Source organism: Thalassomonas actiniarum (genome assembly GCF_000948975.2).
Taxonomy (GTDB): domain Bacteria; phylum Pseudomonadota; class Gammaproteobacteria; order Enterobacterales; family Alteromonadaceae; genus Thalassomonas; species Thalassomonas actiniarum.
Map to the genome: position 1 here is coordinate 2,753,141 of NZ_CP059735.1, position 20,918 is coordinate 2,774,058.

The 20,918-nt window shown below is 49.0% G+C and carries 20 protein-coding genes; 14 read left to right on the forward strand and 6 right to left on the reverse strand.

What is annotated here, in order from left to right; genetic code table 11:
* Window positions 1–5 precede the first annotated feature (5 nt).
* Both SG35_RS12000 and SG35_RS12005 read right to left on the reverse strand, forming a co-directional pair.
* Window positions 6–632, reverse strand: coding sequence for a cupredoxin domain-containing protein (locus tag SG35_RS12000; protein WP_044831277.1), 627 nt, complete (start codon window positions 630–632; stop codon window positions 6–8).
* Between the two features lie 68 nt (window positions 633–700).
* Window positions 701–1,681 (reverse strand): cytochrome-c peroxidase, encoded by a 981-nt coding sequence (locus SG35_RS12005; RefSeq protein ID WP_044831276.1) that lies wholly within the window; start codon window positions 1,679–1,681, stop codon window positions 701–703.
* 236 nt (window positions 1,682–1,917) lie between these two features.
* Here SG35_RS12005 and SG35_RS12010 point away from each other — a divergent pair, with 236 nt between their 5' ends.
* The 5 genes from SG35_RS12010 (at window position 1,918) to SG35_RS12030 (ending at window position 7,918) form a co-directional block, all read left to right on the forward strand.
* Complete coding sequence (locus tag SG35_RS12010) at window positions 1,918–2,355, forward strand: c-type cytochrome (protein WP_053042831.1); 438 nt, start codon at window positions 1,918–1,920, stop codon at window positions 2,353–2,355.
* Between the two features lie 23 nt (window positions 2,356–2,378).
* Complete coding sequence (locus tag SG35_RS12015; protein ID WP_044831275.1) at window positions 2,379–4,226, forward strand: multiheme c-type cytochrome; 1,848 nt, start codon at window positions 2,379–2,381, stop codon at window positions 4,224–4,226.
* The gene (locus SG35_RS12020; protein WP_152646498.1) at window positions 4,213–5,703 is read left to right on the forward strand and encodes a hypothetical protein; all 1,491 of its coding nucleotides are present in this window, start codon (window positions 4,213–4,215) and stop codon (window positions 5,701–5,703) included. Before SG35_RS12015 ends, SG35_RS12020 begins: the two co-directional genes overlap by 14 nt.
* A gap of 279 nt (window positions 5,704–5,982) precedes the next feature.
* Window positions 5,983–7,323, forward strand: coding sequence for a c-type cytochrome (locus SG35_RS12025; RefSeq protein WP_160298234.1), 1,341 nt, complete (start codon window positions 5,983–5,985; stop codon window positions 7,321–7,323).
* Between the two features lie 31 nt (window positions 7,324–7,354).
* Window positions 7,355–7,918, forward strand: coding sequence for a hypothetical protein (locus SG35_RS12030; RefSeq protein ID WP_152646497.1), 564 nt, complete (start codon window positions 7,355–7,357; stop codon window positions 7,916–7,918).
* Window positions 7,919–7,934: 16 nt separating this feature from the next.
* On the opposite strand, the gene SG35_RS12035 is transcribed toward SG35_RS12030, so the two are convergent.
* Window positions 7,935–8,681: a TIGR00266 family protein gene (locus SG35_RS12035; RefSeq protein WP_044831271.1), complete on the reverse strand. Its 747-nt coding sequence runs from the start codon at window positions 8,679–8,681 to the stop codon at window positions 7,935–7,937.
* A 220-nt stretch (window positions 8,682–8,901) separates the two neighbouring features.
* Here SG35_RS12035 and SG35_RS12040 point away from each other — a divergent pair, with 220 nt between their 5' ends.
* Window positions 8,902–9,201 carry a hypothetical protein gene (locus tag SG35_RS12040; RefSeq protein WP_044831270.1) on the forward strand — a complete coding sequence of 100 codons (300 nt, stop codon included), beginning with the start codon at window positions 8,902–8,904 and terminating at the stop codon, window positions 9,199–9,201.
* A 58-nt stretch (window positions 9,202–9,259) separates the two neighbouring features.
* On the opposite strand, the gene SG35_RS12045 is transcribed toward SG35_RS12040, so the two are convergent.
* Window positions 9,260–10,162, reverse strand: coding sequence for an AraC family transcriptional regulator (locus SG35_RS12045; RefSeq protein ID WP_044831302.1), 903 nt, complete (start codon window positions 10,160–10,162; stop codon window positions 9,260–9,262).
* Between the two features lie 170 nt (window positions 10,163–10,332).
* On the opposite strand from SG35_RS12045, the gene exaC reads away from it, so the two are divergent.
* Entirely contained in the window at window positions 10,333–11,853 is a 1,521-nt protein-coding gene (gene exaC / locus SG35_RS12050; RefSeq protein WP_044831269.1) for an acetaldehyde dehydrogenase ExaC, read from the forward strand.
* A 162-nt stretch (window positions 11,854–12,015) separates the two neighbouring features.
* Window positions 12,016–13,263 (forward strand): serine hydrolase domain-containing protein, encoded by a 1,248-nt coding sequence (locus SG35_RS12055; protein WP_053042830.1) that lies wholly within the window; start codon window positions 12,016–12,018, stop codon window positions 13,261–13,263.
* An 81-nt stretch (window positions 13,264–13,344) separates the two neighbouring features.
* On the opposite strand, the gene SG35_RS12060 is transcribed toward SG35_RS12055, so the two are convergent.
* Entirely contained in the window at window positions 13,345–13,764 is a 420-nt protein-coding gene (locus tag SG35_RS12060) for a response regulator transcription factor (RefSeq protein WP_053042829.1), read from the reverse strand.
* A gap of 371 nt (window positions 13,765–14,135) precedes the next feature.
* Here SG35_RS12060 and SG35_RS12065 point away from each other — a divergent pair, with 371 nt between their 5' ends.
* The 6 genes from SG35_RS12065 to SG35_RS12090 all read left to right on the forward strand — a co-directional run bounded on the left by SG35_RS12065 (window position 14,136) and on the right by SG35_RS12090 (window position 20,489).
* On the forward strand, window positions 14,136–14,720 hold the full coding sequence (locus SG35_RS12065) for a helix-turn-helix domain-containing protein (protein ID WP_201777756.1): 585 nt from the start codon (window positions 14,136–14,138) through the stop codon (window positions 14,718–14,720).
* A 52-nt stretch (window positions 14,721–14,772) separates the two neighbouring features.
* A complete protein-coding gene (locus SG35_RS12070) occupies window positions 14,773–15,234 on the forward strand; it encodes a GNAT family N-acetyltransferase (protein WP_044831267.1) in 462 nt (153 codons plus the stop codon).
* Between the two features lie 457 nt (window positions 15,235–15,691).
* A complete protein-coding gene (locus SG35_RS12075; RefSeq protein WP_044831265.1) occupies window positions 15,692–16,300 on the forward strand; it encodes a 2-hydroxychromene-2-carboxylate isomerase in 609 nt (202 codons plus the stop codon).
* A 293-nt stretch (window positions 16,301–16,593) separates the two neighbouring features.
* On the forward strand, window positions 16,594–17,619 hold the full coding sequence (locus SG35_RS12080) for a sulfotransferase family protein (RefSeq protein ID WP_084692530.1): 1,026 nt from the start codon (window positions 16,594–16,596) through the stop codon (window positions 17,617–17,619).
* A 308-nt stretch (window positions 17,620–17,927) separates the two neighbouring features.
* Entirely contained in the window at window positions 17,928–18,320 is a 393-nt protein-coding gene (locus SG35_RS12085) for a hypothetical protein (RefSeq protein WP_044831262.1), read from the forward strand.
* A gap of 99 nt (window positions 18,321–18,419) precedes the next feature.
* On the forward strand, window positions 18,420–20,489 hold the full coding sequence (locus SG35_RS12090) for a hypothetical protein (RefSeq protein ID WP_152646496.1): 2,070 nt from the start codon (window positions 18,420–18,422) through the stop codon (window positions 20,487–20,489).
* 97 nt (window positions 20,490–20,586) lie between these two features.
* Here the strand turns inward: SG35_RS12090 and SG35_RS12095 are convergent, their stop codons facing one another.
* Window positions 20,587–20,874 carry a DUF1244 domain-containing protein gene (locus SG35_RS12095; RefSeq protein ID WP_044831260.1) on the reverse strand — a complete coding sequence of 96 codons (288 nt, stop codon included), beginning with the start codon at window positions 20,872–20,874 and terminating at the stop codon, window positions 20,587–20,589.
* Window positions 20,875–20,918 lie beyond the last annotated feature (44 nt).

A 20,918-nucleotide genomic window follows, 5' to 3' on the forward strand; every position in this document is an offset into this window, starting at 1 on the left:
TCTTCCTATTGGCGAGAAAGCTTTAAGGTGCCGCGTTGTTTGCCTTTTTTGGAAATCGGCACTTCCTTGGTTTCACCCGGCTGCAGCTCGAACTCCATGCTCTTGTAACCCGGCATCAGTAAATTCATGGTGGTTAAGTTACTGGGCACGTCCTTTATTTGGATTTGATAGTTTTTTTTCTTTTTTTCAAAGTCCAGTACCTGATAGTAGTCGCTGAGGATATTGGCAATGTAGGCGCGCATTTTTGGATGAATTTTACAGCCGATGCGGACAATCGAGTTTTCCTGCCAGTTAAGCGCAACTTCCGAGGTGGCCCCCGGCTGCATCAGGCCGACATCGAAATTGGCACTATGTTTGGTTTCATTGGTAAAAATATTATGCTCGACATCATCGGAATTATTGAACTTGATTTGTTGTCCGGAAGAGCCTACCTGGAGTTTCTGGGTAAACTGTTTGTCTTTTTGATCTATGGTTACCTGGGAGTTGGTGCTTTTGTTGTCCACCAGGTAGATAAGCCCCGCAAAAGGGGGTCTTTTGGTAAATTCCAACTCGGCCGTGACCGTATCGGCCAGGGCGCCGCCGGCAAAAGCCAGCGGCAGTAACGAAGTTAATATTTTTTTGCTAAAGCTCATAAAACCTCCCTGTTAAATGCTTATCTGATTCGAGCAATACCTGCTCTTTTCTGTGTTATCAACGAGTGCTAAGGAATTTTTGGGCGCTCAATGACAATGGGATCTGTTAATGCGGCTAAGAAAGCCAGTAAGTCACTGATTTCATCTTCACTTAAATTCAGCGGCTTAATGAGTTTGCTTACGCCGGCGATGCCCTCGCTGCCCTTGTTATAAAAACGGATCACCGCTTCGAGGGACGGCTCTGAGCCGTCGTGCATATAAGGGGAGGTTAGCCAGACATTTCTCAGGCCCGGAGTTTTAAACGCGCCTTTCATGCCCTGGGCCTTGCTGATTTTTTCTCTGCCGGCGTCATTGTTATTTACGCCGATATTATGAAAACTGTCGTCGGTAAAGTTGACGCCGTCATGGCATTTGGTGCAGCGTGCTTTGCCTTCAAATAAAGCCAATCCGCGAATAGCCGCGGGATCCATGGCGTTTTTATCTCCCTGTATATAACGGTCGAAAGAAGAATTTCGGGTGATAATACTGCGCTCAAAGGCGGATATTGCCCGGGCAATAGTGGTCTTGTTGATGCCGGAGTCGCCATAGGCGGCTTTAAACAGTTTTTGATAGCCGGGGACTTTCTTGAGCCTCTTGATTAATTGCGGCAGCGGCATGTTCATTTCGCCGGGGGCAGATATCGGGCCCAGTGCCTGCTCTTCAAGGGTTTTCGCCCGACCGTCCCAAAAGAAGATTGAGCTCCAGGCCAGGTTGTAAATATGCGGGGTATTTCTGCCAAGCACTTCACCCATGGTGCCTAAACCTGTTGCCATGCCGTCGCCAAAACCCATTTCCGGGTTATGGCAGGTGGCGCAGGATTGCTTTTCGTTTAAAGACAAACGGGGGTCGAAAAACAGCACTTTACCCAGTTCAATTTCTTCGGCGGTGGGGGGCTCGTCATCGGGATATTCGATGTCTTCCAGGGATGGCGTGCCCAATTCTGCTGCAAAAACCAGTAACGGTAGGGTAAAAATGAAAGCAACCAGATTTAAAAAGATTCTTTTTAACACGGCATTCTCCTTTGCTTTATATCTTGCTGATTTACTTGTGGTATTTCCTTGATGCTTTGTTTTCCAACATCTTATTGCAGCAGTTTAAGTGTTAGCAACTCTAATATTTAGACCATAATTTTAAAAAAAACAAACCAGTAGACTGGCAATTTTTTGAGCAAGTAAAAATCATCATCTATACTGGGTTTGAAGATTATGAATGAAGTCTATTTTTATGTTATTTCAAGGGAAATGTTATGACGTTTAAAATTGCCACAGTTAATTTCATTTTTACCTCCATCGTATTTATATTCACTTTTGTTTTTACTTCTGAGCTTGTTTTTGCCTATCAGGAAAAACCTGCTCCCTGGCGTGTTTCTGCGCGTAAAGCGAAAATTAAAAATCCTATTCCGATTGATGAAGCTTCCGTCAGCATGGGTAAAGAGATTTACCAGCGGGAATGCCAGGAATGCCACGGCACTAACGGTAATGGTGACGGCCCCGAGGCGGCTAAGCTAGATAAAATGGTCAAAGACTTTGCCGAGGACGGTATGTGGGCGCAAACCGACGGCGCCATCTACTGGAAAATCCGCACCGGCAGAAGGCCTATGCCCGGCTTCAAGAAATTATTGAGTAAAGAAGAGATCTGGCATGTGATCAATTACGTGCGCCATGATTTCGAACCTGAAAAATAACCTGACCTTCAGAAGCCTACATTATGCTTATATATTTGAATCTTATCCTGATGCTGTCCGGAAGAAAGCTGCTGGCGGGAGGTTTTTGCCGCCGGCTTAAAAGCACCTTGCCTATGTCCGATCTTGCTGTGGCAGCGTTAATTTTGTCCTTGTTATGGTCTGATGCGGTATTATCGGTCTCCCCTGAGACGGTACAGGGAGGAGTTGAACAGGCTCAGGAGGATCAAGCACCTGTGCTAAACCCGGACCATCAGGCACTGCTGGAGCAAGTTGAGTTTCCCTCGGCGCAGGAATGCGGTGGTTGTCATATCGATATTTATCGCGAATGGTCGGTTTCCCGGCATGCTTACGCACAAACCAGTCCCACCTTTCTCGCCTACCAGGCGACTTTAGTGAAACTGACCAACGGCACCCTGGGGGATTTTTGCCAGCGCTGCCATTCTCAAACCGGCATGTCCAGCAGTGAAGCCATACTCACCAGTAACAGCAATCGGGGCGCGGTATCCAAAGAAGGGGTTACCTGTATCGTTTGTCACCGGGTGGCGGGGGAATACGGTAAAATAAGCGGCCGGCTGCCAATTGAATCCGGCGATATTTACAAACCTGTATATGGTCCCAGGCCGGGAGACGAGCTTGAACGCGTGCTGGCATCGCAAAAGGGTCGCCCGCCTAAGGTACATAAAGAAGCCCGTCACCTGGAGCAGGTTTCCCAGTCAGGGTTTTGTGCCCGTTGCCATGATGTCCGCCTGGTGAACGGCTTCCGTTTAGAAGATGCGTTTAGCGAATATAAGCAGACACCGGCAGCAAAACGGGGAGAATCCTGTCAGGATTGCCATATGGGGCCGATTCCCGGTATTGCTTCACAGTATCCTCATGCACCGGCAGCCGTGGTCAGGGGAACCCCGAGTAAACCGGCGAAAAGAACCAACCATATGTTTGTCGGTCCGGACAGCCCTTTGGTGCATCCGGGGATTTTTCCGATAGACCCCGAAGCACAGGAGTTTGCCACCCCGGAGCAATGGCTGGGCTTTGATTATAAAGCCGGCTGGGGCACCGAGGCATTTGAACAGGACATCAGTGATTCAGAGGAAGATCAGCGTCAGTTTACCGGCATCTGGCAAGATCAGGATGAGCGATATATGGCGCGGGAAATTATCGACCGCCAGCTGGCCCTGCGCGCCGAAGCCCATGCCCGGGGAACCGCTTTATTGCGTAACGGTTATGGCTTGGGGGATATCGAGGTGCTTGACTCCGGTGACGGTCTGGCGTTTAAAGTGCAGGTGAAAAATCTGACCGACGGTCACAGCGTACCCACAGGTTTGATTGCCGAGCGCAATGTTTTTTTACAGGTGAGTGTGACCGATCAGCAAGATCAGGTGCTTTTCCGCTCGGGGGATCTGGATCCTAACGGCGATGTCAGGGATTCGCATTCTTTGTATGTACATAATGGCTCCATGCCCCTTGACGAGCAGTTATTTAATTTACGCTCTCCTTTTATGGTACACACCGCCTATGGCGGGGAAAGGGAGCAGGTATTGCCGGCAAATTATTCCTTTGACCCTTTGATTTTTATGCGGCCATCGCCGACTCCCGCTTTGTTAATGGGGGGGATCCGGGATATCCGTCTACAAAAACGCAGTATAGAAGCTAACGGCTACCGTTGGGCAAACTATCGGGTGGCACCTGAGCAATTAAGCGGACACGGGCCTTACAAGGTGAACGTTAAGCTGGTTGCCGGGCAATTGCCGCCGCACCTTATTCATGCGATATCGGGAGCCGGATTTGAATACGGTCTCAGTGCCCGGGATATCGGGGATAGGATGGTAGAGCTTTACCGGGTGCTGTGGGAGCGTGATCTTGTTATTAACTAGCATCTTACCCTGTGATGGGAAATCTCTTTTATCTGCTGCCGGCTTTTGTTGTCTGCTGATTTGCCCGCCGGGGCTGGCAGAAAGCGCGCAGGATGAGCAACAGCAGCGGCCGCAGCAAGAAACTGTGCCGCAAGGGCGTGAGGCTTTATCTTTTTATCCGATAACAGAGCAAGCCGAGATAGAAAAAAACCGGCTCTCGGATCAAGCGATCGCCTATCCGGCAAATCCGGTTTCCCGGCTGAGTCCCCTGTTAGAGTTCGGGGATGATTTTTTAGGGCGAGGGCCGATAAAACCCGGGATAAAAACACCGTTTGAGCAAATGTTACAGCCGACATTTTTGCTTTATGGTCAGTTCAGAAGTGCGCTGCAAAGTTATGATGCCGAAGGTAAAGATATCGTGCAATGGAGTACCCGGCTGGATTTGCATGGTGATGTCAAGCTGTCCGGGACCGAGCGTATTGTTTTTTCATTAAGGCCGCTTGATAACGATAAAGGTGAGGATACCGGCTTTACTTTCAGTCCCGATGGCGGTGAAGATAACTGGCACGATCAAACCAACGGCAAGTTAACCCAGCTGTTTTTTGAAGGGGAGATCGGCGAGATATTTCCCCGCCTTGATCCCAGCGACAGCAAAACCTGGGATATCGGTTTTTCTGTCGGCAGGCAGGAGCTTAAAGTCCAGGACGGTATTTTACTTAATGACACCTTTGATGCCTTAGGCATTACCCGCAATTCATTGATCGCACGCGGCCTGCCAAACTTGCGGCTCACCGCCCTCTATGGCTGGCATGATATTGATAATCCCTTTGCCGACGTGACTTCTCCAAGCAGGCTGTTTGGATTGTTATCCCAGGCAGATACCGCCTGGGATAACAGCTTAGATCTGGATATGGTTTATGTGGATAACGATAACAGTGCCAATGCCTGGTATCTGGGGCTGGGTTCTACCCAAAGGATTGGCATGATTAATTCAACCTTCCGGATCAATACCGAGATCCCGTTGGATGAAGATAACAGCACACTCAGTAAAGGCACTTTAGTGACGGCAGAATTGTCGGGCGGTTTTGCCCACTCGGATGACCTTTGGTATTTCAATTCTTTCCTCAGTTTTGATGACTTCTCTTCTGCTGCCCGTAGCCGGGACGGCGGCGTGCCGCTGGCTAATATCGGTATGTTGTTTTCTCCTGTCGGCATGGGGCAATATGGTGTGCCCCTGGGAGACAGCATAGAGGATACCTATGGCGCGGTGGCCGGATATCAGCACTTTTTTGGCGGCATCGGCTCCCAGTTTATTGTCGAGCTGGCAGCAAGGAGCAGCATGAAAAGTCAGCAAAAGCGCGATGCTGTCGGCGTTGGCCTGAGGTATCAGAAGAGCTTAAGCCGGCAGACCTTAATACGTTTTGATACTTTTTTTGCCGTCAAAGAAAAGCAGCAATCGGCTAAAGGCGTGCGATTGGAATGGTTATTAAAGTTTTAACATCCTGGTGAAGTGAACAGGATCATGGTGCTGTACCCTATGGCCTGTTTATCTTTGGAGGGGATTAAAATTTTTGAGCGTTTTTGTATTTATCAAGGCAGAAAAATGGACGTGTGGTTATTCTACATGACATTTTTCTAACGCCGATAAATGGAAAAATAGCCGAAAAGATAATTCACGGTCAAAGATAAGCAGGCCCTGGGTGCTTAGCGAAATATCCCAGCGATTTAAAAAGGTTATGTCATGCTAAAAACAATACAAAGTTGGCAGTGGCTAATATTGACAATTGCAATCACAATTTTGGTCTCCATCCTGGTTTCTGCTTTTTTAGCCTTTGCCCGGCAACCGGCAAGTACGCCTGTGATGCGGGGATATTACCTGGCCCAGGAAATGGGGTGTTTTGCCTGCCATGGACCAGGCGGGGTCCAGGGGGCAGCGAACTTTGGCGCCCTGTGGGGGGAAACTCCGCCTTTTAAAGCCGGCGGCGCCATCATGTCTTTTATCCAAAGTGATCAGGATATCAGGGAGTGGATTTTATACGGCCTGCCGCGCCGGTTATGGAAAGATGATGTTAAACCGGAAGTGAAAGTGTATCGTGCCAGTGAGTATGGCAAGGACTGGGTGCATGAACTCGGGGTTGGCGGCATAGTGAAAATGCCGGCTTACGAAGGTCTGTTTTCCGATGAGGAACTGGAGGATCTGCTGGCCTTTGTTAAGTTGATGTCAGAGTCGAAAAAGCCGATATCTGAGCTGGAGCTTAAAGGGCGGGATCTGGCGTCAAGCCTTGGCTGTATGGGGTGTCATGGCCCGGACGGACGTGGCGGTATTTCTAATCCCGGTAGTTTTAAAGGTTATATTCCCCCCTGGGACGGGGATGACTATGCCGAGCTGGTCAGAAACGAAGATGAGTTACGGCAGTGGATTCTGGAAGGAAAAATCGATCGCCTGGAAAAAAATCCCCTAGCCACCTATTTCACCCACGGGCAAACCATTCAAATGCCGGCCTTTGAAAATGTTTTGCGGGACGGGGATTTAGAGGCGATTATTGCTTATATTAATTGGCTCAGGGACAATCCTATCAGTGATCATTCCATGAGCGATCTTGGTCCCTGGATATCATCAACGGTTCCGGACTTTCCCGATATCACCGAGCGCGGCAAATGGCTATACGAGCGTTCGGGCTGTGTTTCCTGTCACGGGCCTGCCGGCATAGGAGGGGTGGCCAATAAAAATGCCTCCGGGGGGTATGTGCCTTCGCTGGAAGATCTGGCGGAAAACATGGAATTGTTCGAACCGGAAGAAGTGGATATGGTGATCTCTATTTTAAACCGGGGCATCAGCCTTGATGATGAGGAGCTGGAGGTACCGCTTGAGCATTTTGACAGTATTTTAGGCCAGTATAAAAGCATTCGTAAATTGATCCTCACCGGGGCGAGGCCCGGCAGTAAGGGACAGCCGCCGGCCATGGTAATGCCTGCCTGGCGGCACAGGTTATATACCGATAATTCACCGCCGTCCCAGGCGGATATCAATGCCATTATCGCCTATCTGATCAGCTTGTATGAATTTGAAGAGGAAGATGGTGAAGAAATGATCGTAGCAGTGGAAGATGAAGAGTGAGTTTTTTGACAGTTAACCTTAGGTGTCCAATATGGTCAAGAATCAAAGAAGATTGATATTAATTAACCCCGGCTATCAAAACAGGATAGGGATATTTTCGGGACTGATGGCGGTGATCAGTGTGTTGATCGGGGTCGGCAGCCTGACCTTATTGCCTTTGCTGGCAGGGGCTTTCTCAAAGCAACGCACTTATATCCCCACCAATATTCTCGACATGCTGATGTTGTCATTTCCCTGGCTGGTGATGATGTTGGGCTTGATTTTTACTTGCCTGGTGTTTGTCGGTATCTATTTCAGTCACCGGGTGGCGGGCCCGCTGCATAAAATAGAAATGTCTATTAAGGACAGGATCAAAGGAGAAGAGGTGCCGCCGATTATCCTCAGGGATAAAGATCATATGAAAGACCTGGCTAATCTCTTGAACCAGTTGGTAGATAAATATACCGGGTCGGAGCAAATGAACCAGGAGCTGGTTGAGCTGCTTACCCCCTTGTTAGCCGGGGTGAAACGGGAGGAAGAGAGCAGTATTACCCTGGCTCCCGAGCAGGTTGCACAATTGCTGGATATTATGCAACCGGATAACGAACCGCTTTAGCTCTTGCTCCGGGGGCTTACTCTCCCTTGTTGCTGCCGCCGATACTGGGGGCATGCTCAAGGATCCTGTCAGCCAGGCGGGAAAAGGGCAGGCTTTGGATCCAGACGCTGCCGTGGCCGCTTAAGGTTGCCATAAACAGGCCTTCACCGCCAAAAAACATGCTTTTTAAACCCCGGGTCATTTCGATGTCGTAATCTATGCCCTGGCTAAAGGCGACTAAACAGCCGGTATCCAGGCGCAGGGTTTCGCCGTTGAGTTTCTTTTCAATGACGGTGCCGCCGGCGTGTAAAAATGCCAGGCCATCTCCCTGTAATCTTTCCAGAATAAAACCTTCGCCACCAAAAAAGCCGCTGCCGAGTCGGCGGTTAAAGGCGATATCGATCTTAGTGCCTAAGGCGGCGCATAAAAAAGCATCTTTCTGACAGGTGATTTCATTGCCGACCTCGGCTAAATTTACCGGTATTATCGAACCCGGAAAAGGGGCTGCGAAAGCGACGCATCTTTTTCCCTTAACCCGGTTGCTAAAATGGGTCATAAATAACGACTCTCCGGTGATCATGCGCTTGCCGGCAGAAAATAATTTCCCCATAAAGCCTTGATTAACATCCGAGCCGTCACCCATTTTAGTTTCAAAGTCAATACCGTCTTCCATATAGTTCATGGCGCCGGCTTCAGCGATAACGGTTTCATCCTGATCCAATTCGATTTCCACCATTTGCATGGCATGACCGATAATTTGATAATCTATTTCATCGCTGCGCATAGTAACTCCTGTGTTTTAGTGGCTGTAGTAGCATATCTGTTGTCTAAATAATATGCCAGCCAGGGCTAAGTGATGTCAGTTGTTATCCCGCCTGCTTTTATATTTTTGTTCTGCCTTTACCGGACGGGTAAAGAAATCATTAAACTTTTTTCTTTTTTTGCCGATTAATTGAACAGCGGGAGACATTTCTGACATTTACCGGATTTTGAGGGAGGCTTGTATGAATTATATTGCACAACTGTTGCCATCTCAGCGCGCGGTAAAGTCTGAGCATTCCCATAAAGATAAAAAACAAAAAAATTCCTTGCTTGTCTCGGATGAAAAACCTGGGCAGGAAAGCCGTCAACAAGCTGAACCTGAAAGTCCTGATGCCGAGCCAGAAACTTCTCCCCATGAGCCGTTTGAAGAGCGTCGCAGCGGCAGCGAACGGCGTCTTAAGAATATCACCCGGGGGCGCTGGCTAGATTCCAGGGAAAAACAGGACAGACGAAAGCCTGTTGATATTTACGTTAAAATTTAGAACTTCCCTGAAGCTTCCTCATATTCTAAAAGTTAACATGCCTGAGTCGGCTGCTTGCTTATAAGTTAACATGCCGGCTTCGGTATTGGCGCGGACTGAGGCCAAAATACTGTTTAAAGCGCCGGCTAAAATGGCTGGCGTTGCCAAACCCCAGCTCGAAACAGACCTTGGTAATTTGCTTACCGCTTTTAATCAAATTGGCTGCCTGGCGGATCCTGGTTTGCTGCTGGAAGGCTACCGGGCTGCAACCCAGGTGGTTTTTAAACTCGCTGAAAAACTTACTGCGGCTCATGCAGGCAATCCGGGATAAGGCATCAATATCGAGCTCTTCGGTTAAATGTGTGGTGATATGCTGGATCACGGCATTGATGCCGTTAAAGTCGGGTTCGCTGCTGGCAAAGGAGAGCAGCAGTTCCCGGCTTTGTTCCCGCAGCAAACGTATAGTGAGCTCAGATACCGCCAAATCTATCATATAGCTGCGATCCGGATGATTTTCACTGTAGATCCCCAGCATTCTCTCTAACAGGGCCTGGGTCTGGCTGCTGTGGTGCAGGTGGATTAAGTCATGGCGATAATGCCAGGGCTCCAGACCCCGGACTTTGGGGCAGGTTCTATCCAACTGTCCGGCTATTTCGCTGATCCTTTCCTTTGATATTTCTATTGCCAGACAGCGGGTGGGGCGATCGAGCCGGGCCCCGGGGAAGTCGATTTCTACCGCGCTGTCCGGCGTCATCACAAAAGATTCATGGGGTAAAAATGGCCGCTGAAATGCCCCGTCATCGCTGTGCATGATTTTTTTGCCGCTGACCATAGCGCAGAACAATAATTGATCTGACTTTAACGGTACCCGGGTGGCTGCTTCATAAGTGTCATAAATACTGAGCTCGGACTGCGGACCGGCAAAGGTAATTTTATTTTCAACCAGAACCTGGGGATTGGCTTTACATTTTTCAGTGATCATAAATTTATCGTTTTTATTATTATCGATATGAAAGTATTGTCCTGGCAGTATTGGACTGACAGTCAAGTTATTCGCACTTTGGGTATAGTTGCCTGCTGGCTTTAAGCATAAGGTAATAGTCACAGGCGATAAAAGCAACATTCGTTAGCGAACAAAAAGAGGAAAGCTTGATGATTTATTCACCACCCGGAACAGACGGCGCATTATTTCATTTTAAAGAGCGCTATCAAAACTATATCGGCGGCCAGTGGCTTGAGCCCTTTAACGGCCAGTATTTTGAAAATATCAGTCCGGTCAACGGCCAGGTTTTTTGCCAAATTCCACGTTCAGATCATCAGGATATCGAATTAGCCTTAGATGCCGCCCATAAAGTTAAGGCCAGCTGGGGCAAAACCTCGGTGACCGAGCGCTCGAATATCTTGTTAAAAATTGCCGATCGCATCGAAAATAACCTGGAGTTGCTTGCGGTAGCAGAAACCTGGGACAACGGTAAGGCGGTTCGGGAAACCCTTGCCGCCGATATCCCGCTGGCGGTGGACCATTTCCGGTATTTCGCCGGTTGTTTACGCGCCCAGGAAGGCAGTTTGGGAGAAATCGATGAACATACGGTTTCTTATCACTTCCATGAACCTTTAGGGGTGGTCGGACAGATCATTCCCTGGAACTTTCCTTTGCTGATGGCGGCGTGGAAGCTGGCGCCGGCACTGGCCGCGGGAAACTGTGTCGTGCTGAAACCGGCAGAACAGACCCCGGCGTCTATTTTGGTGTTAATGGAATTAATCGGCGATCTTATCCCGCCCGGGGTGCTCAACATTGTTAACGGCTTTGGCGCGGAAGCGGGGCAGGCGCTGGCATCGAGTAAACGCATCGCAAAAATCGCCTTTACCGGCTCAACTCCGGTGGGTTCCCATATTTTAAAATGCGCCGCGGAAAATATTATCCCGTCAACGGTTGAGCTGGGGGGAAAATCCCCGAATATCTTTTTTGAAGATGTCTTAGATCATGAAGACGATTATCTTAACAAATGTATTGAAGGGGCGGTATTGGCGTATTTTAACCAGGGAGAGGTGTGTACTTGTCCGTCACGGTTATTTGTCCATGAGAACATTTATGAGCGTTTTGTGGAAAAAGTCATTGAACGCACCAAGGCGATCACCCGCGGCAATCCGCTTGATACCGAAACCATGGTGGGGGCACAGGCCTCACAAGAGCAGTTTGATAAGATCTTAAGTTATGTGAAAATCGGCCGGGATGAAGGGGCTGAGATCTTGATGGGCGGCGAGGTAGCGCAAGTCTCGACCGAGCTCTCGGGCGGATATTATATTGAACCGACCCTGCTTAAGGGGACAAATGATATGCGGGTTTTCCAGGAAGAAATTTTCGGCCCGGTGATCTCCCTGACCACCTTCAAAGATGAAGCCGAGGCCTTAGCGATGGCCAACAGCAGTGAGTTTGGCTTAGGGGCAGGTGTCTGGACCCGGGATATGAATTGTGCCTACCGTATGGGCAGACAGATAGAGGCGGGCAGGGTTTGGACCAATTGTTATCATATGTATCCGGCCCATGCGGCTTTTGGCGGTTATAAAAAGTCCGGTGTCGGCCGGGAAACCCATAAGATGGCGCTTGAGCATTACCAGCAAACCAAAAACTTACTGGTCAGCTATGATGTCAAACCCTTAGGCTTTTTTTAAAAGCTCTTCTTTATAACAGAGCCGTTAATAAAGTCCGCTGACGCCAGGCGGACTTTTTTATTGCCCTTAAAAAAACTCCGGCACAGGCAACATCGGGCTGCCATGTATCAAGCTGTTATGTATAATAAAAAATTTAGTCATTTGAATGTATAGGGCTTCTTTTTGAGATCTTTTTTATTATGCGGCTTTTTTCTGCTTGCCGCGCCTTTGTCATATGCCGAACAGGCGGGGGCTCCTGTGGTATCGGAGCAAGCCTTGCCCTCGACTTTGTCGCTTGACCAGCAAGCACTCCTGCAGGCTTTTGAAAACTTTTTATTGGCGGAGGTGGCGCCAAAAACCCCGGGGTTTGCCGTTGCCGTTGTGCTTGGCGGCGAAGCGCAGTTGCTTAAAGGTTATGGGGTGACCAATGTCAGTTCTCCGGAAAAGGTGGATCTTGATACCGTGTTCCGCCTGGCTTCGGTTTCAAAAACCTTTACCTCTGCCGCGGTCGGCACGTTAGTGGCGCAAGGCAAGGTTTCCTGGGACAGCAAACTAAGCGACTATGTCGATCACCTGAGCTTTAAGCAACCGGACTATGCCAGCGCGTTAACGCTACGTCACCTGTTATCCCATAGCAGCGGTTTGATGCCGCATGCCTATACCAATTTGATAGAGGACAGGGTCAGCTATAAGAAAATATTAAAGAAAATGGACCAGGTGCCTTTTATCTGCGCCCCCGGCACTTGTTACGGCTACCAAAATGTTGTCTATAGCCTGGCAGGGAATGTGGTCGAAGCGATCAGTAACAACAGCTTTGAGCAGGTGGTCGATACCAACCTGTTTAAACCGCTGGCCATGAAAAATGCCTCCTATGGCTTAACGGCATTTGTCGGCAATAAAAATCGTGCCCAGCCCCATAAATGGCATCGGCCAACGAAAAAATGGACACCGGCAAAGGTGAACAGCAACTATTACCGGGTAGCGCCTGCGGCCGGTATTAATGCCAGTATTCGTGATATGAAGTACTGGCTGATGGCACAACTGGGCAAATATCCGGCGGTACTAAACGATGAGATTTTAGATGAAATGCACGGTAAACAGATCAAAACCAGCGCTGCTCAGGGACATTACCGTAAGAGAGACTGGCAAAATCTGGGGAAAACCTATTATGGACTGGGCTGGCGCGTCTTTGACTATAATGGCAGGGAAAGTTTTGTGCATCACGGCGGCTGGGTCGAAGGCACCCGCACGGAGATGGTGTTTCATGAAGCATTGCAAATGGGCTTGGTTTTTTTGACCAACTCAGAGACGAAAATGGCGAGTAAGGTAGTGCCGACGTTTTTACGCCTCTATAGCCAGATGGAAACCGGTACGTTAGCGGCTCAGTCCCGAAAAAAGCCGAAAGAGCCATCCCAGGATTTGGTTGAATAATCTTTGTTGTTGATGGATACTCACGGCGACAACTTTTGAGCCGGGAGCACTAACGTATGTGTCGCTGTCTCAATCTTAGTATCAGTTGAGCACTAAACTTTGCTGATAAATTTTGTTGACCAGGGGAGTAAGCCCATTGGTCATATCCGCCTTACATAAAGTGTAGTCGGCGCCTTTTTCTATTGCCTGTTCCAGGGCTGATTCGGCGCTGCCCCTTTCTCCTCCCCGGCCGTTACCGCAGGCAAAAATGCCGGAAGACAGGGCTAATATCGGCGTTTTAGTCAGTTCCTTGATATAAGTGATTAACTCGAATCCATTGAATTCAGGCATATAAATATCGGTGATCACTAAATCAGGCTGGATAAAGATAAAACGCTCTTTAGCTTCTCTGCCACTTAAAAAGGTTGAAAAACTGACGGGAAAGTCGAGTTGTTTGTTCAGCAGGTTGTGTACTGTTTTAAGGCAGATTTCTGAGTCGTCGACAATCATCACTTTAAACATTTGCTACATTCCTTGTAATTAGGTGTATCGTGAGACTTGCTATGGACTGGGTGTAAAAGTGAACGGCTTATTTATAAGCAAGAACATCCGCTTTTGATGATGATTCATTGCTCGCGATAAATTGAGTCACTTTATTGCCATAGTGCTAACCGGCGCAAAAGATATAACACCACTATACCTGAGACAGGGGGCTACACCTTATTAATTATGGCAAATAATTCTAAAAAGTTGATAAAAATCAATAAAAATAGCCTTTGACTGCCAGGCCCTGAGTCGGATTAAGTATGATGGCGCCCCTTTATCCAATATGGTGTTACTTTGTCTGATATAGTGGACTTTGGTTGGGGTTATGCTTATGATAACCGCATGGATTGTCTGACCGTCAAGGGGAAAAAGCGTTGCAGCAAGATCCGAGCAAAGATATTGCCTTGAGAATTAAATATGAGCGGGAAAGTCGTGGCTGGTCTCTGGCAGAGCTGGCAAAACGCTCTGATGTTTCCAAAGCCATGATCAGTAAAATAGAGCGTCAGGAAACCAGCCCCACCGCGGCTTTGTTGGGACGGTTGTGCGGGGCTTTTCAGCTGTCTCTGTCAACTTTGCTCGCCCGTGCCGAGCAGCAGCAACAACGTTTGTTGCGCCAGCATCAACAAGCTGTCTGGCAAGACCCGCAAAGCGGTTATATCCGTACCCAGATCTCCCTGGCCATGGACAGTCCGCTGGAATTAACCAAAATAGAGTTACCTCCCGGGGCAGAGGTTGCTTTTCCTGCGGCTTCCGTGGTGTTTTTACGGCAAGTTATCTGGATATTGCAGGGCTGTTTGAGCTTTGTTGAAGGAGAAGCACTGCATCACTTACATCCGGGAGACAGTTTTACCCTGGGAGAACCCAGCGGGCATGTGTTTCGTAATGACAGCCAGCGGCCATGTGAGTATCTGGTGGCGGTTGTCAGGCAATAAGTTTTTTGTTGAGATGTTGGCTGCGGCCATGAAGCAGTAATTAAGGGGTTATATGGAAATCAGGCGTGATGATTTAATCGGGGAAGAAGCACAAGACTTGTTAACCCGGCATTTGCAAACCAGCGCTTTGCATTCGCCGCCTGAAAGTGTTTTTGCCCTGGACCTTGACGGTTTGCGTGCACCTGAGGTGACTTTTTGGACCGTCTGGCAGCAGGATATTTTACTTGGCTGCGGGGCATTAAAAGCAATCGCCCCGGGTCATGGCGAAATTAAATCTATGCATACCTGCCAGCGGCAAAGGGGTAAAGGGGTTGCCTCTTTTATGGTGGAATTTATTATCAACGAAGCGGTAAAAAGGCATTATCAGCGCCTGAGCCTGGAAACCGGCTCTATGGCGGCTTTTGCACCTGCCCGCAGGTTATATCAAAAATTTGGCTTCGGTGAATGTCCGCCTTTTGGTGATTACCGCCTTGACCCCCATAGTTTGTTTATGACGTTAGTTTTACCGCGTTGAGGGGGCTAGCGGAGTCAGTTTTCATATGCTCCCGGGTTACTGGCTCCATAGACAAGGTTCTAAGCAAACCTTGTTGGCAGTGTAAGTTTACTGTTTGTTATGTCTTCTTAAGCCCAAAGCTAGCAGAACAAGTGCCAGCAGGCTAGGGGGAGCCTGCTCGGGAACCTCATTCAGTGGTGTGGAAGGGCACAAAGCACAGCGGTCGGTGGAAATATCAATTCCTGTCTTTTAACACCTTACTGACCTGTTGTCCGCAGCCCCTGGGGTTATTGGCAACGATATTACCGCTGCATTGTTGTTCATACATGGATATATCCCAAAAAGAGATACCCCAGACTTTACTTTGGCTGAAACTAAAGTGGGTGTCTGTGGTGTTTCCCTGGACGGCAAATTGGACATACGCTGCACCAGCTTGTGGTATCATTGAGCTAAAGTCGCGGTCTTTTTTGGAGGGAAGATGAAGATAGAATTCTGGTTTGATTTTGCCAGCAGCTATTCTTATCCGGCGGCGATGCGAATCGAAACTTTGGCCAAAAGAGAAAGTCTTGAAATATCCTGGCGGCCGTTTTTATTGGGGGCGATCTTTAACCGGCAGGGATGGCAGGACTCACCTTTTAACCTGTACCCGGCAAAAGGTGCTTATATGTGGCGAGACCTCGAGCGCCTGTGTGACGAGCTAGACCTTGCTTTTATCCGGCCGAGCCAGTTTCCCCGCAACGGCCTGCTGGCGGCACGTGTAGCTTGTCTGTTTGAAGATGCTCCCTGGCTTGCGGATTTTATCCGGGCGGCTTATACGGCAAACTTCGCCGATGATCTCGATATTTCTTCTTCCCGGGTGATTGCCTCTTGTCTGGAGGCTGTCGGCGAGGATAGTGCAGGGATATTAAAAGCAGCGAATGCGCCGGCTGCAAAAGCCCGGTTGCGGGAGCAGACAGAACAAGCCTGTCAAAAGGGAGTTTTTGGCGCCCCTTCATTTTTTGTCGGTGAAGAACTGTTTTGGGGCAATGACAGGTTGAGCAGTGCGCTTAACTGGGCCGTAAAAAACAAGTGTCAATATAACCGCTAGCCAACGGCTTTGCCTTGAGTGGCAATATCAGGCTTACCTCTGCCGTTATTTCACCTCATTCAAACGGTTTCTGTAACCCGCTGTATTGCATTCATCTTTTGCATCGCTGTTATTGACTATAATTTAACTAAGCAGTCAATAAATGGCTGCCAGGTGTCCGGTGCCATCGCTAGAGCATTCGTTCATTACATCCGGGAGCATGTTTACTTTGATGTTCAAGAGGTTTTTGCTTATTCGTGCTAAAACAGCGGATGTCAGGTTAATCGTTCGGCATTTTCATAGAAGAAGTTATTATGACAAAAATCAGACCTGTTTTTATTTTAGGCTCACCCAGATCAGGGACGACATTATTAAATTCGGTGTTTTTTTCCACTAAGAAATTTGCCCTGTATCAGTCAGAAACTCATCTTATGGATAAATGTGCGCCTGTTTATGGCCATTTATCCGATACAAAAAACTACCAGCGCTTTCTTCAGGATTGGCTGAATTCGGTTAATTTTGAACGGGCAAATATTGCCAAAGAAAAATTTGTGCAAATGATCACGAAAAAAGATCGTCAAAGTTATGCCTGTTTTTTAAAGAAATTTATGGATCAGATCGCCATCAAGCAAGGGCTTGAGCATTGGGTAGACAGCACGCCGTCGAATGTTTTCCATATAGATGAAATCATAACAACTTTCCCGGAGGCAAAAATAGTTCATGTTATCCGTGACGGCCGTGATGCCGCACTTTCCATCAGAAAGCTGGGCTGGCATGGCTGTAAATCAACGGATAAAACTCGATGCCTGCTTTATGCAGCCCTTAATTGGCAAGAGGCGGTGGTGCAGGGACGCAAGAGCGGTAAACGTTACCCGGATCAGTATATGGAACTACATTATGAAACCTTGGTCAACGAGCCGGATAAGACGCTTAGCCGCCTCAGTAGCTTTATAGGGATCAACTTTAACGAGCAGCAGTTGCAGAATGTCAGGTTTGGTTCGCTCAAAACGGCGAACTCTGAAGTGATGTCGGCGCAGGAATCGGCTAAAGGCGGGCTGATCAATACGGCTGTAGGGCGGTGGAAAGAGCTGCTTAGCGATGAAGAAATAAAGCTGCTGACCGGGGCCATAGGGCATACGCTTAAATCCCTTGGCTACCGGGAAGTGTCGGACATCAGCTCTGGATTTTTTGAAAAAGTCACGATTTTTTACATAAAAAGCAGGTTGAAAATCAACCGCTGGTTACGCTTAAATACCATTTTGGGGAGGCTGAGTGTTGGCCGGCTGTTATGCTCGAAAGACGTAGCCGTCAATACCAAGGAAACCAGTTACGGTGAATAATAAGCGGCCGCAGCGTCATCTAGAGGTGCTTTATTCCCGGCATTTTTATTTCGCGACAGCCTCATTGTTCATTGATAACTTCCTTGCTGGTAATCGTGGCCGGCCCCGTAGTAAAAAACCCCTTAAGTAATATGTAAACCTTCAGCGGGCTGCATGCCTTTTTCAGTACATTTAAGCTACATAGGTAACCAAGTGTAACCCGGGTACCGTTGGCAGGCGTAACTGTACCGTTGAATATTTACTGTTTGGCGATGAGGGCACATCTTTTATAACTTTTAATTATTCTTTTTTATTACGGATAGCTGGCGATGGCCAAATCGAATGAGCTTCGTTTTAATGAAGCGCTGGAAACTTTACTGTTTTTGGGCTCAACAGATAATGCCGACTTGTATAAGGCGTATCATGGGGTTTTACAGTGGTTGGATCATCAGGGAAACAGGCATCAGGCGATAGAAGCGATAGGCAAGCGCATTGCTTTACCCGGTTATGGCTATTTAGCCGATGAGGCGGTGTTAAATGCCGAATATCGCAAGCGGGTACAGGCTTTATTATTGTTGCTGGCTACCCGGCATAAAAAAAGCAGTGCAGAGCTTGAGCAAATAAGCAGACGTTTGTGTTCGGGAAAGCCGCGTATGGACATTGTGATGGCAGAGCTTGCCGTCAATAACGGCGATATAGAAATGTCACTTCCCTGTCATTAACCGGGAAAGTTCTTTGGATATCTTATTTGTCCGGCCTCGAAAATTTCACTCTCTGCCCTAAAATTAAAGACGGGTCAAAGCGCAGGCAAAGGAGTGCAGATGCAAAGTCTTTATCGGACAGCACAGGCTAAATCGAGGAAGGTAACAGCAGGGCGTTCTGCCTCGTTTTATCCCTTGGCTTATGGTAAGAGAAATGCCAGGATCCGTGAAATCCTCCACGCCCCCGTCACACAGGCGCCGTCGCCGCATATTGCTCTGCAACAAACAGGGCAGAAAACGACACAACAAGGGACAACACCAAGAAAAACAGGCTCGTCACCCGCTGCCGGGATTATTCAGCGCAATACCGGGGAAACAGCTGCGGTGATGGCCCAAGGCACCCGGACGGGCTCGGGGTTACAGTTCTTGCCGGTAAACGTCACTGACACACAAGTTGGCCCGGTATCCATTGCCGGTGGTAGACGCCATCGAAGAGCAAGCCGCTTGAATGTGATCATTGCCGCCAATATGACGCCCAGATTACTTAGCCGGGCATTATTACCTTTGTGGACCAGTGCCACGCCTTTTACCCCGCCGGGGGAAACGTCCCCTTTACCCCTTGAGATAATTGACGAAGAAACCCTGGCAAAAGCTTTGCTGGTGTATAACCACAGCTATTTGTCCCTGCCGGATATGCCGGCCTGGCAAGTCGGCTTACGCTTACCTCTGCCGGTGCAAATTGATGAAACAAATGGGGTGGCGACGGTAAACCCGGGCGCAATCCGGCGGCTTGCCGCGACTTTTGATCAGGAGTTAATTGCTTTGCTTGACAGTCGCACCGTGAGCAATACTGTCCCCTCTGCCGTGATGCTGACAGCGGAGGTGGATGCCTTTTTAAGCCGCAATGCAACGGCGCAGCGGCGGGGCAGCAATCTTAGCGCCCGGGCCGAGAGAAATGTTCAGGCATTACGGCCTTTTATTGAAGCGGTATTTGCCCGGGTCAATGCCGCTGATGGTTTTGCCCTGGCACTTGCCTTTATGACAGATCAGGTTAACCGCACTATTTCCCTGATCGGCAGTCAGCAAGACGGCGCAGCCATCCTTAGTCTGATACAAACCCGGTTAAATTCAGCCCCGGGGGATATTACCCCTGAGCAGCAAAGTCACCTGGATCGGGCAAACCATATGCTTGCTCTGGTAAGCGGGGGCGCCGTGGTTGCTCCGCCAGCTGAGCGGCGGCAGCGCCACAGGCGGCGCAGGTTGGAAATGCGCCGCTCAATAGCCGGACGGCCATGTGCCTGCATGGTTTTTATTCATAATGATGAACGCAATGCCCGCCGCGCGGTAGAAGACCTGCACCGGGCCTGTCGTTATAACCTCGCGATTATCGACCGGGGCACGTTGCGCAGCCGGGAGATCAGCGTGCCCGGGCAAGGTGCTACCGATCCCAATGAGTTATTTCCCGAGTCGGTCCAGACAGAATGCACCAGCAACGAAGCCGCCTGCCGTTTGTATGAAGCAAGTCATAATGATCGCCGGGCGATGCAAATTCAGTTTTTCCTGACCATGAAGCAATGCTCAAAAAACTTTTCCCTGCCGACCATTGCGCTGCATAATAACCGCAGCAGCGATACCGACGCCTTTCGCGGCGCAGCCTTAAGCGAGCAGCAAAATGCCTCACTGACGGGTGGGGTTGAGCGGGAAACGGCAAGCGGTAGCGGCAGCCGCGATGATTTGCGTAGCCGGTTGCAGGCGGTCAGTCCTGTGGTCAGGGGCCGCAGAAGGCCGGATTTTAGCCGGTTATTAAACTTAGGGGGCACCACCAATATTTTCCGCTGGTGCAATATGCCGGAAATCGTTGCTTGTCATGTCGGCGATACCGAACATCCGGATTTTGTTATCTGGACCACCACCCGTGAGGATTTTACCGCTTTTAGCGGGCAAAATTTTAATGTGGTCTTGCAGGACAGGGCGGCAGGCGAGTCAGCCACGGATTTATCCACCTTGTACGTGCGCCTTGGCAGCGATCACCGATATATCAATATTGAAACTCCCCATAGCCGGCCAACCCGGCTGGATAGTGAAGCTGTGCGCCGCGAAAATATGAATGCTATTACCGGGGCCTTGCGGGCGCGTAATCTGCTTTGCTGTGACGAGACCTTGCTTGGCTCGGTGGCGGATATTCCCTGATTGCAAAATCATTGAGCGGGCCTTGACCTCCTCAATGGTCGGCAGTATGTATTTGCGGTTATTCAACACATGCCAATAACCGCAGTGACAGGAAAATTTATTTCGGATTTAATTCGTTAAATTTCGCCAGTTGCTCGGGGGTTGCCGGCAGCTGGTGTTTTTCTTTCCATTCGCTGTAAGGCATGCCGTAAACTTGCTCGCGGGCGGTGTCGATATCGATTTCGACACCGAGTTTTTCTGCTTCGGCCACGGTCCATTTGGAAAAGCAGTTGCGGCAAAAACCGGCTAAATTCATCAACTCGATATTTTGCACGTCTTTGCGGCTGTCCAGGTGGGCTAATAAACGGCGAAAAACCGCCGCCTGTATTTGATCTTGTTTGTCCATGGTAACTCTCAACTCTTGTTCATCGGGTGAATGAAGCCGCGCAG

Coding starts and splice junctions, on each gene's coding strand:
- SG35_RS12010 (WP_053042831.1), top strand. CDS start 1,918: ATGACGTTTAAAATTGCCACAGTTAATTTCATTTTTACCTCCATCGTA.
- SG35_RS12090 (WP_152646496.1), top strand. CDS start 18,420: ATGCAAAGTCTTTATCGGACAGCACAGGCTAAATCGAGGAAGGTAACA.
- SG35_RS12080 (WP_084692530.1), top strand. CDS start 16,594: ATGACAAAAATCAGACCTGTTTTTATTTTAGGCTCACCCAGATCAGGG.
- SG35_RS12075 (WP_044831265.1), top strand. CDS start 15,692: ATGAAGATAGAATTCTGGTTTGATTTTGCCAGCAGCTATTCTTATCCG.
- SG35_RS12085 (WP_044831262.1), top strand. CDS start 17,928: ATGGCCAAATCGAATGAGCTTCGTTTTAATGAAGCGCTGGAAACTTTA.
- exaC (WP_044831269.1), top strand. CDS start 10,333: ATGATTTATTCACCACCCGGAACAGACGGCGCATTATTTCATTTTAAA.
- SG35_RS12015 (WP_044831275.1), top strand. CDS start 2,379: ATGCTTATATATTTGAATCTTATCCTGATGCTGTCCGGAAGAAAGCTG.
- SG35_RS12060 (WP_053042829.1), bottom strand. CDS start 13,764: ATGTTTAAAGTGATGATTGTCGACGACTCAGAAATCTGCCTTAAAACA.
- SG35_RS12045 (WP_044831302.1), bottom strand. CDS start 10,162: ATGATCACTGAAAAATGTAAAGCCAATCCCCAGGTTCTGGTTGAAAAT.
- SG35_RS12070 (WP_044831267.1), top strand. CDS start 14,773: ATGGAAATCAGGCGTGATGATTTAATCGGGGAAGAAGCACAAGACTTG.
- SG35_RS12000 (WP_044831277.1), bottom strand. CDS start 632: ATGAGCTTTAGCAAAAAAATATTAACTTCGTTACTGCCGCTGGCTTTT.
- SG35_RS12035 (WP_044831271.1), bottom strand. CDS start 8,681: ATGCGCAGCGATGAAATAGATTATCAAATTATCGGTCATGCCATGCAA.
- SG35_RS12095 (WP_044831260.1), bottom strand. CDS start 20,874: ATGGACAAACAAGATCAAATACAGGCGGCGGTTTTTCGCCGTTTATTA.
- SG35_RS12040 (WP_044831270.1), top strand. CDS start 8,902: ATGAATTATATTGCACAACTGTTGCCATCTCAGCGCGCGGTAAAGTCT.
- SG35_RS12030 (WP_152646497.1), top strand. CDS start 7,355: ATGGTCAAGAATCAAAGAAGATTGATATTAATTAACCCCGGCTATCAA.